The organism is Mediterranea sp. ET5 (assembly GCF_023337025.1).
In the GTDB taxonomy this organism is placed as follows: Bacteria; Bacteroidota; Bacteroidia; order Bacteroidales; family Bacteroidaceae; genus Phocaeicola_A.
In genome coordinates this window covers 61,304-75,718 of record NZ_JAMBLN010000010.1, presented here as the reverse complement: position 1 = coordinate 75,718, position 14,415 = coordinate 61,304, and the positions used below count along the sequence as shown (strand labels likewise).

11 protein-coding genes and 1 riboswitch are annotated in these 14,415 nt (G+C 51.1%); of the genes, 5 read left to right on the top strand and 6 right to left on the bottom strand.

What is annotated here, in order from left to right:
• Positions 1-153: 153 nt before the first annotated feature.
• The 4 genes from M3087_RS07675 to M3087_RS07660 form a co-directional block, all read right to left on the bottom strand.
• A complete protein-coding gene (locus tag M3087_RS07675; RefSeq protein WP_199881962.1) occupies positions 154-765 on the bottom strand; it encodes a response regulator transcription factor in 612 nt (203 codons plus the stop codon).
• Positions 759-1,463, bottom strand: coding sequence for a hemerythrin domain-containing protein (locus M3087_RS07670; protein ID WP_022385797.1), 705 nt, complete (start codon positions 1,461-1,463; stop codon positions 759-761). The genes M3087_RS07675 and M3087_RS07670 overlap by 7 nt, the downstream gene beginning before the upstream one ends.
• Before the next feature lie 264 nt (positions 1,464-1,727).
• The gene (locus tag M3087_RS07665) at positions 1,728-2,396 is read right to left on the bottom strand and encodes a bifunctional 4-hydroxy-2-oxoglutarate aldolase/2-dehydro-3-deoxy-phosphogluconate aldolase (protein WP_022385796.1); all 669 of its coding nucleotides are present in this window, start codon (positions 2,394-2,396) and stop codon (positions 1,728-1,730) included.
• A gap of 57 nt (positions 2,397-2,453) precedes the next feature.
• Positions 2,454-3,476, bottom strand: a complete 1,023-nt coding sequence (locus tag M3087_RS07660) for a sugar kinase (RefSeq protein ID WP_022385795.1) — start codon at positions 3,474-3,476, stop codon at positions 2,454-2,456.
• Positions 3,477-3,765: 289 nt separating this feature from the next.
• Between M3087_RS07660 and M3087_RS07655 the strand changes: the two genes are divergently transcribed.
• Complete coding sequence (locus tag M3087_RS07655; protein WP_249094796.1) at positions 3,766-5,256, top strand: UxaA family hydrolase; 1,491 nt, start codon at positions 3,766-3,768, stop codon at positions 5,254-5,256.
• 62 nt (positions 5,257-5,318) lie between these two features.
• Entirely contained in the window at positions 5,319-6,623 is a 1,305-nt protein-coding gene (locus tag M3087_RS07650; RefSeq protein WP_249094794.1) for a Na+/H+ antiporter NhaC family protein, read from the top strand.
• Positions 6,624-6,754: 131 nt separating this feature from the next.
• Here M3087_RS07650 and M3087_RS07645 read toward each other — a convergent pair whose 3' ends face one another.
• The gene (locus M3087_RS07645; RefSeq protein WP_106485080.1) at positions 6,755-7,126 is read right to left on the bottom strand and encodes a thioesterase family protein; all 372 of its coding nucleotides are present in this window, start codon (positions 7,124-7,126) and stop codon (positions 6,755-6,757) included.
• Between the two features lie 68 nt (positions 7,127-7,194).
• Positions 7,195-7,392: riboswitch (cobalamin riboswitch) on the top strand.
• Positions 7,393-7,921: 529 nt separating this feature from the next.
• Here M3087_RS07645 and M3087_RS07640 point away from each other — a divergent pair.
• The 3 genes from M3087_RS07640 to M3087_RS07630 all read left to right on the top strand — a co-directional run bounded on the left by M3087_RS07640 (position 7,922) and on the right by M3087_RS07630 (position 13,747).
• Entirely contained in the window at positions 7,922-12,247 is a 4,326-nt protein-coding gene (locus M3087_RS07640; protein WP_249094792.1) for a DUF5113 domain-containing protein, read from the top strand.
• Between the two features lie 65 nt (positions 12,248-12,312).
• Positions 12,313-13,038: a DUF5932 domain-containing protein gene (locus tag M3087_RS07635; protein WP_022385789.1), complete on the top strand. Its 726-nt coding sequence runs from the start codon at positions 12,313-12,315 to the stop codon at positions 13,036-13,038.
• Positions 13,028-13,747, top strand: a complete 720-nt coding sequence (locus tag M3087_RS07630) for an AbgT family transporter (protein WP_249094791.1) — start codon at positions 13,028-13,030, stop codon at positions 13,745-13,747. The genes M3087_RS07635 and M3087_RS07630 overlap by 11 nt, the downstream gene beginning before the upstream one ends.
• Positions 13,748-13,754: 7 nt before the next feature.
• Here M3087_RS07630 and M3087_RS07625 read toward each other — a convergent pair whose 3' ends face one another.
• Complete coding sequence (locus M3087_RS07625) at positions 13,755-14,402, bottom strand: DedA family protein (RefSeq protein WP_022385787.1); 648 nt, start codon at positions 14,400-14,402, stop codon at positions 13,755-13,757.
• Between the last annotated feature and the right edge of the window lie 13 nt (positions 14,403-14,415).

Below are 14,415 nucleotides of genomic sequence, written 5' to 3'. Positions count from 1 at the left end.
TGGTTACGTAATTTTTATGACTAACTAACTTATCTTTCTTAATGACATTGCAAAGATAGAGGGGTTTCACTGTTCCTGCAATCCCTATTAGAAGGTATATTGCACATGCCGAATCCCTATTTATAGGTAGAATGGGGCGCAAAAACGAACAGTTTACATCTTTACATCACCCAATTCAACCAGGTTATTGACAATCGCATAGATAGTTAGTCCGGCGGGAGAATGGATTTGAAGTTTGCGGGAGATATTCCGTCTGTGAGTAATCACGGTGTGGATGGAGATAAAAAGCTTTTCAGCAATCTCCTTGTTTGTCATTCCCTTGACTACACATGTAATAATCTCTCGTTCCCGCTGACTCAGTGTATCGGTGTCGGTATCTTCCTCTTCTTTCTGAGACTGGAAAAGCGCATTTATTTTCGTATAAATTACTTCTTCGTTGTCATAGAGAGTGATTGACTCATCATATTTCTTCAACAGGTTCTGGTCCGTCATGTTGCACAGTAAGGCTATACACTTGACGGAAGCAGCCTGCTGGTCGGCTTTGAAGTTGTCGATGTTGAACCATCCTTCAAAAGCCGGGTCGACAATCAGGACATCGGGGACATGACTCTGCATGCAATTTTCCAAAGCTTCCAAAGAGCTGACTTCAATCAGCTGGATGGCATGTGCTGTCTCGGGCATGTGCTTCAGGATGGTAAGCATCCCATGACGCACGATTGCCGATGACTCTGCGACAGCAATCCACATTACATCGTCTTTCATAATATTCCTTTTTTCTTTTCCAACTGACGGACTACCGGCACGAGCAGGAAGTCTTCAATCTTACAATGTGACGCAAGGTCTTCTTCACAACTGAAGATATCAATCAATACGGCGTTGAGCAGATTATTGTTTCCTTGTTCAGGATAGTATTTTAATATGATGTTCTTCAGCTCCACCAGCTTCATCCCGATTTGGTTATGGCGGCGGGCAAAGACACTGATTGTATAGCGACTGTCTGGAGTACCGTCCAGCAGGGCGTCGACATAAGTGAATACATTCATTTCTTCATATTCCATGTGTCGGCGGACCTCTGCCACATATTCGTCGAAGAATTTCAGAATAAGGTAGGTGATTTCGCTGTGTATGGACTTGCTGATGGCTTGCACGAGCCGTTCGCGGATGGAAGGCAGGAAGAAATCCAAGAAGTAGCTGTGTGCCTGCTTGAGATAGTCCATCAAGTCACGGACGGAGATTTGCGACAGGTTACCTTCCAACAGGTTGTTCCCTTCATGGATGAAGTTTGCTACTGCCAGAAATGTCGGACAATTGACTTCCTTCTCTCGGCAGACCTGTTCCACCGTCTTGTCACCAAAGCCTAATGGCAATCCGAAACGGCTCATCACCAACAACAACTTGTAATCGTGGTTTATTAAATCGCCCATCTTGTCGGAGGGCATGAATTTGACGCTTTTATAATCCATACATAGAGCTTTTATGCTGAATATCCGTTTAGTGGATATCCAATAATTAGTATACAAAGGAACATGAAACTGTTTGAACAGCCAATCCCCATTTGTAGGTATTTCCAGCCTTTGTCTACCAAGAAATAGGTAGTAAGGCTCAGGATAGGGGAGGTAAAGATAGGAAGAAAAGTGGTCGTTCCACATCTATTGCCATAAAAAAAGCGGGTTGCCTTCAACCTCTTGTTGAAAACAACCCGTTTTGGGAATATGCCGATAGACGGATTACTTGCGTGCTTCAGCGATGTAACCCAATGCTTCTTTGCACTTGTCGGTTACATATTGCCAGTCTTCAGCAGCTACTTTATCCTTAGGGAAGAGCTTGGAACCCATACCTACGCAGAATACACCTGCTTTCACCCATGAGGTGAGATTCTCCTTGCTAGGTTCTACGCCACCGGTCACCATGATCTTTGACCAAGGCATCGGAGCCATCATACCCTTTACAAAGTTCGGACCGTAAACATCGCCGGGGAATACCTTGCAGAGGTCGCAACCTACTTCCTGTGCAAAACCTACTTCGGATACGGAACCGCAGCCCGGGGTGTAAGCTACGAGACGACGGTTGCAGACTTTGGCAATTTCGGGGTTGAACAACGGACCTACCACGAAGCAGGCTCCCAACTGGATATAGAGGGCAGCTGTAGCCGGGTCAACTACAGAACCCACACCCATGGCCATTTCCGGGCATTCTTTTGCTGCGAATTTTACGACTTCGGCAAAGACTTCATGGGCAAAATCGCCACGGTTGGTGAATTCGAATGCACGTACACCACCTTCATAGCAGGCTTTAACTACCTTCTTTGCTACTTCAACGTCCTTGTGATAGAACACAGGAACCATACCGGTTGAACCGATCTTGTTCAGCACGGCTACTTTATCAAACTTAGCCATATATTTTTTATTCTTAGATGCTTATAAAGTTTCTACATTCTTGCTTGAAGCCATGGTTTATCGTTGAACACGACCACTGGCATTACCACCTGCAAGGCTTTCAACTTCTTCTACGGAAACCAGGTTGAAGTCACCGTTGATGGTATGTTTCAAAGCGGAAGCAGCAACGGCGAACTCAAGAGCCTCACCCTGGTTGGGCTTCGTCAACAGACCATGGATAATACCGCCGGAGAAGGAGTCACCACCACCGACACGGTCGATAATCGGGTTGATGTCGTAACGCTTGGAGGTATAGAATTCCTTGCCGTTGTAAATCATTGCTTTCCAGCCGTTGTGTGTAGCAGAGAATGATTCACGAAGGGTAGAGATGACATACTTGAAGTCGAAGGTCTTGGCCATCTGCTCGAAGATTCCCTTGTAGCCTTCTGCGTCGGTATTGCCACCTTCAACGTCAGCATCGGGTTTGAAGCCCAGGCAAAGTTCAGCATCTTCCTCGTTACCAATACATACGTCAACATATTGCATCAACGGACGCATGATGGACTGTGCTTTCTCCTTAGTCCACAGTTTCTTGCGGAAGTTCAGGTCAACGGATACGGTCACACCGTGGCGCTTGGCTGCTTCACAAGCGAGTTTGGTCAGCTCGGCAGCCTTGTCCGAGATAGCCGGTGTGATGCCTGACCAGTGGAACCAGTCAGCACCTTCCATGATGGCATCAAAATCGAAATCACTAGGCTCAGCTTCTGCAATCGCTGAGTGGGCACGGTCATAGATGACCTTGCTCGGACGCATGGAAGCGCCGGTCTCCAGATAGTAGATACCTACGCGGTCACCACCACGGGCAATGTAGTCGGTCTTCACACCATATTTACGAAGTGCATTGACAGCCGACTGGCCAATTTCATGTTTGGGCAATTTGGTTACAAAATAAGCATCATGACCATAATTTGCACAGCTTACAGCTACGTTGGCTTCGCCACCGCCATATACTACATCAAATACATCTGATTGGATAAAACGTTTCTGACCCGGTGTAGAGAGTCTCAGCATGATCTCGCCTAATGTTACGATTTTTCCCATAATTGTGTGTGTTTAGTAATTATATCTTAGAATTAGTAGATTCGATTAAACATTATGCAAATGTAGTCATTAAAAACGAAAAGCCAACTATTTGAGGACAAAATTTATCGCTCTTCCGTGTTCGAGCACGTATTTTCCGTTTTACCGGCTCTGAGTATGCTCGGATTATTGTTCCTTTTCAAAGATTTTTCGGACTGGATTGAACCGCATTCAGAAATAAATGTTTAAATTCGTGCCCTAATAGAACACAGTTCGGAAATCATATTATTAAAGAACATAAGCGTATATTATGGAAACCAAGTATTTAAAAATCAACCCTGCTGATAATGTGGCTGTAGCCATATCGGAACTCAAGGCCGGTGAGACCATCACCGTAGACGGCATAACTATCACCGTAGCCGAAGATATCCCTGCCGGACACAAAATCACGCTGAAGGATTTTGCCGAAGGAGATCAGGTAATCAAGTATGGTTACCCCATCGGACATGCACAAGTACCCGTCAAACAAGGACACTGGATCAATGAGAAACAAATCAAGACCAACCTTGCCGGACTGCTTGATTACACCTACAATCCCGTGAATGTAGAGCTGGGCATCCCCCATGAGAACCGTACCTTCAAGGGATACCGCCGCAAAAACGGTGATGTGGGTATCCGTAATGAAATCTGGATTATCCCGACTGTAGGCTGTGTGAACGGCATTGCCAATCAGCTTGCCGAGAAGCTCCGTCAGGAAACGGGTGGTAAGGGAGTGGACGCTATCATGGCGTATACACACAATTATGGATGTTCCCAGTTGGGTGATGACCACGAAAATACCAAGAAGATCTTGCGTGACATGGTGCTTCATCCCAATGCCGGAGCTGTGCTTGTGGTCGGATTGGGTTGCGAGAACAACCAACCGGACGTATTCAAGGAGTTTGTCGGTGAGGTAGACCCAGAACGCGTACAATACATGGTCAGCCAGAAAGTGGAGGATGAAATCGAAGAGGGTATGCGCATCTTGCGTAAGCTTTATGCTGTTGCCAGCAAAGATGTGCGTGAAGAAGTGCCCTTGTCAGAACTCCGTGTCGGTCTGAAGTGTGGTGGCTCGGACGGCTTTTCTGGTATTACCGCCAATCCGCTTTTGGGCATGTTCTCCGATTATCTGATTGCACAGGGTGGAACGTCTGTGCTGACCGAGGTGCCTGAAATGTTCGGTGCGGAAACCATCCTGATGAACCGTTGCAAGAACGAGGAGCTCTTCAACCAGACTGTACATCTTATTAACGATTTCAAGTCTTATTTCCTCTCACACGGTGAACCGGTAGGTGAGAATCCGTCACCGGGAAATAAGGCGGGAGGTATCTCTACGTTGGAAGAAAAGGCATTGGGTTGCACGCAGAAGTGTGGTAAGAGCTATGTAATGGGCGTGATGCCTTATGGTGAACGCCTGAAGGTAAAGGGGTTGAACCTGCTCTCTGCTCCCGGCAACGATTTGGTGGCAGCCACCGCATTGGCTTCTTGCGGTTGCCACATGGTGTTGTTTACCACCGGACGAGGAACCCCCTTCGGTACGTATGTCCCGACCATGAAGATTTCGACCAACTCCACGTTGGCAAAAAACAAACCGACATGGATTGACTTCAATGCCGGTGTCATCGTTGAGAACGAACCGATGGAAGAGACTTGCCGTCGCTTTACGGACTATATTATTAAGGTAGCCAGCGGCGAGCTGACCAATAATGAAAAGAAAGGCTATCGTGAGATTGCCATCTTCAAGAATGGAGTGACTCTCTAATCATTCGCATATAAGCCAGAAAAACGTTATCTTTGCGCCCGTTTGAATACAAATGGAACGCAATGAACGAGAATCCGAATATCCGTCAACAGAGAAAGCCAAGTTTGTGGGCATTGAGTCCGCTGCTTGTCTTTCTCTGTTTGTATTTGGTCGTGTCCCTGTTGGTCAACGACTTTTATAAGGTGCCCATCACCGTAGCTTTCGTGGTATCTTCTGTCTATGCCCTGTTCATTACCCGCGGTATCACTCCAGCGGAACGTGTCACTCTCTTCTCACAAGGGGCTTCCAACAAGAACATCATGCTCATGCTCTGGATTTTCATCCTTGCAGGAGCATTTGCTCAGTCTGCCCAAGCCATGGGTGCGGTCGATGCTACTGTTAACCTCACGCTGCATCTTCTTCCTGACCAGTTGCTGCTGGCAGGTATCTTCCTGGCAGCTTGTTTTATCTCCACTTCCGTAGGGACATCAGTCGGTACCATTGTGGCACTGACTCCCGTGGCCTTGGGGTTGGCAGAGAAGACCGGAGTCGACATACCATTCATGGTCGCCATTGTGGTCGGCGGTGCCTTTTTCGGTGACAATCTCTCATTCATCTCAGACACGACCATTGCCTCCACGCAGACGCTGGGATGCGAGATGCGTGACAAGTTCAGGGTCAACAGTCGCATTGTCATGCCGGCTGCTATCGTGGTCTTTCTTTTTTATATTATTGAAGGGTATCGGGTACAGACACCTGACAGTCTTCAGCAGGTGGAATGGGTGAAAGTGATTCCCTACGTCATTGTCCTCGTTACGGCACTGATGGGCGTCAATGTGATGTTGGTCCTTCTCTTGGGCATTGTGTCAACCGGACTCCTTGGCATGTTGGAGGGAGGAATGGACTTTTTTGGCTGGTTTGGAGCGATGGGACAAGGCATCAGTGGAATGGGAGAGCTGATTATCATTACGCTGTTGGCTGGTGGCATGCTGGAACTCATCCGATACAACGGAGGTATCGCATACATTATCGAGAAGCTGACCCGTCATGTCAATGGCAAGCGAGGTGCTGAACTGACGATTGCCGCATTGGTCAGCATCGCCAACTGCTGTACGGCCAACAATACCATCGCCATTATTACCGTCGGTCCGATAGCTAAGGACATTACCGAGAAGTTTCATCTTGACCCGCGTAAAAGTGCCAGTCTGCTTGATACATTCTCTTGCCTGGTGCAGGGCATCATCCCCTATGGTGCCCAAATGCTGATGGCTGCTGAGCTGGCTTCGCTCTCTCCGTTGAACATCATACGCTATCTGTATTACCCGTTCTGTATGGGCATCATGGCTTTGCTTTGTATTTTCTTCCGCTATCCGAAGCGATATTCTTGATTCTGTTCTGTTAAAGTAGGGCATTGTCCGGGTGAGGATGAGGAGACAAGAAGACGGATGGACAAGGTTGCTGTTTCAGAGAATCCAGCCCTTGTCCATCCGTCTTTTGGGTTCGTCTGTCCGTCCCTTTCTTACAGTTTTGCCAGGAACCGTTCGCGGTCGACGATGAAACGCACGTGAGTACCCTCACCGACGAGCTTGTCTCCCTCATGGGCGGAGACACGGAAAGTCAGTTTGCGTCCATCCACTTCCGTCAGTTCGGCAGTAGCTTCTACAGAAGCACCCAGTGCAGACGGCTTGAGATGCGATGTGTGGATGAGGCTGCCCACGGTTGTACTGCCTTCAGGCAGGTGGGGTGCCACGCACAGCATGGCAGCATGCTCCATCAGCGCCACCAGGGCAGGGGTGGCAAACACGTTCATATCTCCGGAGCCAAGTGTGGCTGCCGTATTGTTTTCCGTCACCGTCGTGTGGGCGGTAAAAGTCAGTCCTTTCTCTAGCATAGTGCGAAAAATTAAAGTTTGCTGGCGCAAATATAGTGATAAAAGCTTTGGCGATTTGAAAATAAACCCTACTTTTGTGCCGCATTGGCTCGCGAACCTGTTCAGGGGAGCGATTAAAAGGGAATCAGGTGCAAGTCCTGAACAGTCCCGCTGCTGTGAGTTTCTACACATTGTAAGAGCAATTACTCTTGCCACTGACCTAAGGGTCGGGAAGGCGCTGCTTACAGAAACAAGTCAGAAGACCTGCCATGCCTGCACAAAGGTATCCGTCTTTCGAGGAAAGAGGCGGAGCACGTGACGAATCATACGATTATATTTTATTTGTTGGTTACCCGACAGAAGAACGGCGTCATTCTTGGGCGTAGTGTATCTGCATGCGTCCCGGACCGACGGCCGTCAAACACAGGATTTACTGTAAGATTATAATAGATTGCATAAACTCTGCCAAGTTTATCAAGGATACCCGGCCGAAGTGATTCGTTCGGGTATTTATTTTTGTCTTTAGCAAGGCCTAAAGGTTCCCACACCGTGGAACTCGCAGTCCCAGGCTTTGGAACTCGTAGTCCCACGCCGTGGAACTCGCAGTCCCATGCCGTGGAACTCAGATTCCCATGCCGTGGTCTTCTGATTGGTATGCTCATCTGGGTCTGTGGATGATGCGCGAAAGGCTGATTATCAAATGAGCTTGGCACATACATTCCTTGCTGGTCACAAGGTTTTTCTGTCCGGGAATGCGGTTACTTCATCAAAACCTCCTATCTTTGCTTCATGCGTTCAATTATTTGCCTGCATGCTATGAAGTTTTCATTGCGATTCTGTCTGTTGACTGCCTTGCTTTCCGTCGTTTTCTTCTCTTGCGGACGGATGCAGCAGGATGTGTCGGTGTCTGTAGCCGACTCGCTGAACGTGCTTTCCTATCGTTGTCATTATCGTAATCTGGATTCTTGCCGTTACTATGCCGAGAGAGCCTTGGCATTGTCGCACGATGACCCTACGGTCATGGCGCAGGCATACAATAACCTGGCGTTCCATGCGTTCATGCAGATGGACTTCGAGCAGTCGGCTTCCTGGCTGGATAAGGTGTATGCTTCCTGTCGCAACGAGATAGAGCTATTGGTAGCCGACGTGGGGATGATGAAGATTTGTCAGCGGACGTCGGACAACAAACGATTTTATGATTACCGTAACAGCGCCCTGCGGCGCATGGAGCGCATCGACGAGGAACAGACCGAGCTGAGCCGGGCGGAACGTCTGCGCATGCTCTTTGCCCGTACCGACTTCCACATCGTGTCGAGCATCTATTTCTTCTATTTGCAGCAGTTGCCCCAATCGTTGGAAGAAATCGAGCAAGCCCATGTGGCTGCCTTGCCTTTTGACACCGGACAATGGCTCTACTACCTTTATATGAAAGGTTCCGGAGGGCTGTGCCCGGGAGTTGATGCGGCAGATATCACCGTGAAGGAGTTCGACTACCTGAGCCGTTGTCTTGCCGAAGGAGAATCCTATGACTATTTTGAGGCGAACAGTCTCCAGGCATTTGCCGAGATGCTGGCGGACCGGAGTCGGATGGAGGTCTTGAAGGAACAGCGGGCGCCCGGACTGAAGATGCTCAATCCTGATGGAGTCCCTGATTCTCTGCTGCCCATGTCCCTGGCACGGCGTGCCTTGCAGCGTTTCCGCGATTATGGCGACATTTACCAGATTGCCGGAGCTTACCGGACGTTGGGGACTTGCCTTATCCGTCGCGGACGCTATGCGGAAGCCGTCGACTCCCTGCAGCGGGCGCTTGACTATGTGACTTACCACCACTATCATTACTATGCCTGTTCCGATTCCATCCATCACCTGTATGCTTACCATCCGCAGGACAGCATTCCGCTCGAACTGCGCTGGATGAACAGCCGCGAGGTACAGACCGTCCCCGAGTGGATTGCCCGCATCCGTGAGCAGCTCAGCATAGCCTATGCCGGAATGGGTCTGAAGGACCAGTCGGACTACAACCGCAACATCTACCTCGACATCCTCGATGTGACCCGTCAGGATAAAGAGCTGGAGAGTCGCTACGAACGTCTGGAACGGGAGTCTGCCCAGTTGGATGCCTGGCTGCTGGCAGTCATCCTGACCATTGTGGTAGTCATTGCCGTCTTCGTCGGTTTGAACCGACGGTGGCGGAAGAATAACGCACAACACGTGGAGAAGCTCCGGCAGGCACTGGAGTTCAGCCGTCGGTTGCTTGTGGCTGTCCCTGACGAGGACGCGGACGAAGAAGAGGTGGCAACCTGCCTGTCAGAGGCGGTGCAGGCTGATTTCGAGTCTCTCTTCGGCTGTCGTTTCACCCTTGACGAGAAAGGGGAGATGATGCCTGAAGCCGGTCATCGGCTTCCGAAGGACGAGCGCGCCCTGTTGGAGGTGATTCGTCCTTACTGGACACATGCCGTGCGCAATGCACGCTACTTTGCCATGTTGGGAGGCGAGTACCGGAAGCTGGAGTCGGAGAAATACATCCATGAGCAGCACATCGTCGACAACAAGCGGCAGAATCTGGTGAAAAAGGCGTGCGTAAGTATTGTGACGGGCATTGTCCCGTACATCGACCGCATCATCAACGAGGTGCACAAGCTGTTGACGTTGGGCTACCTGGAGCGTCCCGAAGTGAAGCAGGAGAAGTACCGCTACATCGACGAACTGGCAACCCGCATCAATGAGTACAACGAGATTCTGGCACTTTGGATAAAGATGCGTCAGGGGACGCTGAGCCTGAACATTGAGACGTTCAGCCTGATGGAACTGTTTGACATCCTGGCAAAGGGACGCAAGGCGTTCGACACGAAACGGCAGACGCTCGACATGCAGCCTACCGACGCGTGTGTCAAGGCGGACAAGGCTCTGACGCTCTTTATGATTAACACGCTGATGGAGAATGCCCGAAAGTACACTCCCGAGGGGGGACATATCGAGGTGAAGGCGGTAGAGACCGACAGCTATGTGGAGATATCGGTGACGGACAACGGACGGGGACTGTCGCCTGATGATGTGGAACGCATTGTGCATGAGAAAGTCTACGACCCGGCGTCTATCGGACTGCACGGGACGGATGCCGACGAAGAGCTGAGGCGTAACAAGGGAAGTGGCTTCGGTCTGATGAACTGCAAGGGCATCATTGAGAAATACCGCAAGATCAACGAACTCTTTCGTGTCTGTCTCTTCTCGGTCGAGAGCCGTCAGGGAGAGGGCAGCCGTTTTTATTTCCGCCTGCCCCGTGGGGTGCGCAAGACGGTCGGAGTCCTGCTCTGCCTGTTGGCGATGGGAGTGGGGAGCTCGTGCAACCGTTCTTCCGCTCCGGCGTCGGGAGGCGGCGGACTGGCTTCCTATTACGATGAACACCTGGAGCGGGCTGATGCTTATGCCGATTCCGTTTACTTTGCCAATGTATACCGGGAACACGGACGTGCCTTGGCTTATGCCGATTCAGCCATCCGCTACCTCAACCTTCATTTCACGGAACACGTGCCTCGTTCCGCCCCGCTCATGACACTCTACGGAACAGGCGATGCCGCAGAGATAGCCTGGTGGAGCGAGCACTTTGATACCGACTACTATGTCATCCTGGATATACGCAACGAGGTTGCCGTGGCAGCCTTGGCATTGAAGGACTGGGATACATACCATTACAACAACACGGCATACGCTTATCTCTACAAACTGTTGAGCCGTGATGCGTCGCTGGAGGCGTACTGTACGGAGATGGAGCACTCGTCGGGCAACACCACCGTGAGCATCATTCTCTGTATTGCGTTGTTGCTGGTCTTCCTGGCAGGTTACTACCTGCTCTATTTCCGTCACCGGATGCTCTACCGTTTCAACCTGGAACAACTTCTGCGGGTCAACCGCATCCTGCTGCGTGTCTCGATGCGTAACCTTGACGGAGGAACGGATGCCGACTGGCGATTGGCATGGAAGGCTCTCTTGCACGAAGCGTTTGATGAAATGAATGACCTCCTGCCTCTGCAGACATGGGGTGTGGGGCTCCGCCGTGAAGAAACACGCCGTACGGAGACAGTCTTCTGGCCTGCCTTGCCTGCTTACGGTGAGTTGACGCGCTGGGTCGATGAGTGCATCTCCGCCCAGTCCAACGTATTCTCGGAAGACGGATGTCTGGGATGCTTCCCCTTGCTGGTGGAAGAGGACGGCGAGCAGCAGTGTCCGGGTGTGTTCGTGGTCCAGTCGGTGCGTCGGTTGCGTGCCGAAGAGGTCTTGTTGCTGGAACTGATGGCACGCTATGTGAGCATCCTGCTGGTCAACAACACCATCCGGGTGAGACAGACGTTCCGTGACCTGGAGCTGGTGCGCGACGACAAGGCACGTGCTTATCGTGAAGAGACCATACTTCATGTACAGAATCTGGTGCTTGACAATTGCCTCTCGACCATCAAGCACGAGACGCTCTATTACCCCAACCGCATCAAGCAGATAGCCGACCGGCTGTTGGCTGGATTGCCCCACACGGAAGAGAAGGAACAAGTGAAGGCGATGGAGGAGCTCGTGGGTTACTATAAAGGAGTCTTTACGTTGCTCACCTCCTGTGCGGTGCGACAGCTGGATGCCGTGACGTTCCGCAGGCAGGCTGTGGACGTGGAAGTCCTGACAGGAGCAGCAGTAAAATATGTGAAACGTCGGAATAAGAAATCCTCTTTTACATTAGCTTTGCAGGTAGAGTCGGCAGCCGTCCGGGTGACGGGCGACAAGGTCTTGTTGTCCTTCCTCCTGGAGAATCTGCTGGAGGCGGCGTATGCCTGTCCGGAGGAGGGGACGTTGGAGCTGAAAGTGGAACCGGATGGTGACTTTGTCCGCTTCAGTCTGACAGACCGGCGACAGTCACTCCCGTCGACAGTTCTGAACGAGCTGTTTTATCCCGACCTGAAGCGCATGAAGGGGCCCGATGGTCAGCTGACGGGGACAGAATATCTGGTATGTAAGCAAATCATACGCGAACACGATGAGTTTACCGGGCTGAGAGGATGCCGCATCAATGCCGAGCCGGCAGTCGGGGGAGGTTTTACCGTCTGGTTCACGGTGCCGAAAGCCAGTAAAGGTCGTGCCGGAGAAGCCGTATCCCGTTAGCGGATTGCTGGCGGACACCTGGGCCGCTCGTTCTCTTTGTCAACTCGTCAACTAATAAAAGAGCTATGGATAGAAAGTTTAGAGTAATTATCGTCGAAGACGTAAAGCTGGAATTGAAAGGTACGGAAGAAATCTTCCGCAATGAAATACCCGAAGCCGAAGTCATGGGAACAGCCATGACCGAGAAGGACTTCTGGTCGCTGATGGAGCAGGGCTTGCCTGACATGGTGCTGCTCGACTTGGGACTGGGCGGTTCGACAACCGTGGGCATTGATATCTGCAAAAACATCCGCAAGCGTTACCCCAAGGTCAAGGTGCTCATCTTTACGGGCGAGATTCTGAATGAGAAACTGTGGGTAGATGCGCTTGATGCCGGTGCCAGCGGTATTGTCCTGAAGACCGGTGAGTTGCTGACGAAGACTGAAGTGCAGAGTGTCATGGAGGGCAAGCAATGGGTGTTCAACCAGCCCATCCTGGAGAAGATTGTAGCGCGGTTCCGTCAGGCTGTGCTAGCCGAGGTCCGCCGTCAGCAATCTGTCATCGACTATGACATCGATGAGTACGACGAGCGTCTGCTCCGCCACCTGGCTCTAGGTTATACCAAGGAGATGATTACAGGATTGAAAGGTATTCCCTTCGGCGTGAAGTCCCTGGAGAAGCGCCAGAACGATTTGGTCAACCGGCTCTTTGCACCGGGTGAGCGGAGTGGGGTGAATGCCGTACGTCTGGTTGTGCGTGCACTTGAACTGGGTATACTTGACCTGAATAATCTGGAGCCGGATGATGAGTAGTCTGTGGAACAGCGGAAGAGCCACGCTGGTGGTATTGCTGGCGGGCATTGTCCTTGCCCTGGCTTCCTGGATAGGCAATCTCTATGATTGGCCCGTGCGCAACATGCTGAGTCCGGAGGGATTCCGCTGGATGCTGCAGAGCCTGTTGCCCAACGTGGAGGCATCGCCCTGGTTTACGCTGTTCATTCTGACGTTGGGACTGGGAGTATGGCGCAAGTCAGGCTTGTCACAAGCCATCTTCCGGGTGATTTCCCGTCGCCGCAGAGGCGGTCTGTCTCCCAAGCGCCGGCAGGCCTTGCTGTTGGGCGGCGCATCGTTGGTGTTTTATCTGATCATACTTTGTTGGGTGACATTCTCCCGCCATGAAATCCTGTTGGGTGTCACCGGCACGTTGGAGCGCTCTCCCTTCCTGGCAGGTTGGCCGTTATTGCTGTCGCTGGCTGTGGCTCTGCCGGGTGCCGTCTATGGGTTGACTGCAGGAGAGTTCCGTGGAGTTGTCGACCTGTTGCAGAGCCTGTCTTCCCTGTTCCGTTCCATGGCAGGATTCTTTGTCTATTTGTTTTGCGCCATCCAATGGCTTGCCATGTTCCAGTATACAGGATTTGCCGTGTGGATGCATGTCCCCTTTGAGCTTCTTTCAGGGATTGTTTGTTACGTGCCGTTCCTGTATGACTGGTTGTTTGCTTCCCGAAAAGCCGACAGGCAGTGAGCTGGCTTTATTCCGCCTTGGGTGACCGTTTGTGGGTAAGAGCCAGGTAAACGAAATAGAGCACGATAAGTCCCAAGATGCCGAATACGATATACTTGAAGATATCGTTGTATTCCGTCACCTTTGCCATCAGTTCGTCAAGCGGCATCGCTTTCTGGAAGTAGAAACCGGCGGTGGCCAGTACACTGTTCCAGATACCGGCTCCCAATGTCGTGTAGAGCAGGAAGGTCGACAGTTTCATGCGTGCCAGTCCTGCCGGGATGGAGATGAGCTGGCGGATGGCGGGCAACAGACGTCCGACAAAAGTCGATACGGCACCGTGGCGGTCAAAGAAGGCCTCTGCCTTTTTCACTTTGTCCACGTCAATCAGGCAAAGGCGTCCCCATCGGCTGGCAGCGAAGCGATAGATGATGGGGCGTCCGACAAAGTAAGCCAGGTAATAGTTGAACAATGCGCCGATGTTGGCGCCGAGTGTGGCAAACACCACTACCCAGACAACGTTCAGTTCGCCTTCAGCAGCCTTGTAGGCCGCCGGGGTCACGACGACTTCTGAAGGAAATGGGATGAAAGAACTTTCGATGGCCATCAGCAACGTGATGGTCCAGTAATTCAGGTGGTCGAGACACCACTGAAGATAGAATGCAATAGAGCCCATAATAAATAGAAAG